Here is a 1,335-nt window from a genome sequence, read left to right as displayed (position 1 = left end):
ATCGACGGAGCGACGGCGGGTAACTATCGGGCAGTCATCTCGTGGTATGGAGCATCGTTCCCGTTGACATTCGACGTGATGTGCGGCAACGGTATGGTAGGCCCGGTCAATACAGGACGTATGCGTCAGGAACCGGCTTGGAACTATACTTCGACCAGCACGATGGGTCTTTGGTCGAGCGCATATAGCGCGATATTGGGCTGTAATAAAGCCCTCACGGCTATTGACGAAGGAAAATTCTCGCGGGACGGGGTAAGCGACGAGCAAATCAACAACATCAAAGCCGAGAATCTTTTCTTGCGAGCTTTGGCTTACTTCGATTTGGTACGAGTTTATGCTCAACCCTACGGATATATCAAGGAAAAAGGTCTTACCGGAGTAGAAGCGATGGGTGTGCCCATCGTCTTGAAGGACGACCTTTCGGCCCGTCCCTCTCGTAACACGGTAGCGGAAGTGTATGAAAACCTCATTATACCCGACTTGGTGGAAGCCGAACGCCTGATGAGCGACAGCTATGTGCGCGCAGGGGTGAAAGATGTCGTAGCCACGGTAACGAAACCGGTTATTCAAGCCTTGATGGCACGGGTATATCTGCATCATGAAGATTGGCAGTTGGCCGCTGATTATGCGACGAAAGTGATCAAGAACGGGCGTTTCCGTCTGCTTTCGGGCGACCGCTTCGTATCGATGTGGGACGGCTCGGTAGACGTAGCCCCCCAATCGGGCAGCGAAATCATATTTGAAGTTTACGTATCTCAGAGCGACGGCAGCCGCAGTGACCTCGGAGACTACTTGACAGCCCCCGAAGTTGCAGGCGGAGCCGGTTATGGCGACGTTCGAGTATCGAACGACCTTATCGATTTGTATGACGCAACCGATGTGCGGTTGACCGGATTGACGAAAACCAATAGTAAGTATCCGGGTTATCGCTGGTCTACCAAGTTCCCCGGTAAAAACGGACTGTTGGCCTACAATAACGTGCCGGTATTGCGAATCTCGGAAATGTATCTGATACGTTCGGAGGCTATTTACCGTGGAGCTACGGTATCGGGCGTAACCGCCATCGACGATTTGAATCGCGTAGCCACGAACCGTAATGCCGAGGCTTACGCTTCGGTAACGCTCGACAACCTGTTCGAGGAAAGCCGCAAAGAGTTCTTGTTCGAGGGCCATATATTCTTCGATATGAAACGTTTGCAGAAGTCGTTGGTTCGGACCGATTACGACTTGGATCCGCTCACGAAAAATATCGATTTCCCGAGCTATCGTTGGGCATTGCCAATTCCCGAGAACGATATTTTGTATAACGACAATATGGATCAGAATCCCGGTTAT

The 1,335-nt window shown here is 51.5% G+C and carries 1 protein-coding gene; it reads left to right on the top strand.

The genetic code is table 11. The annotated features are described in order from the left end of the window. Positions 1–1,335 (top strand): RagB/SusD family nutrient uptake outer membrane protein (locus QVD32_RS13140; protein WP_287710386.1); only part of this gene is annotated, 1,335 nt, incomplete at both ends.

Source organism: Barnesiella sp., assembly GCF_022723415.1.
Taxonomy (GTDB): domain Bacteria; phylum Bacteroidota; class Bacteroidia; order Bacteroidales; family Barnesiellaceae; genus Barnesiella; species Barnesiella intestinihominis.
The sequence above is the reverse complement of the archived record's forward strand: the minus strand, read 5'-3'. Positions and strand labels throughout refer to the sequence as shown.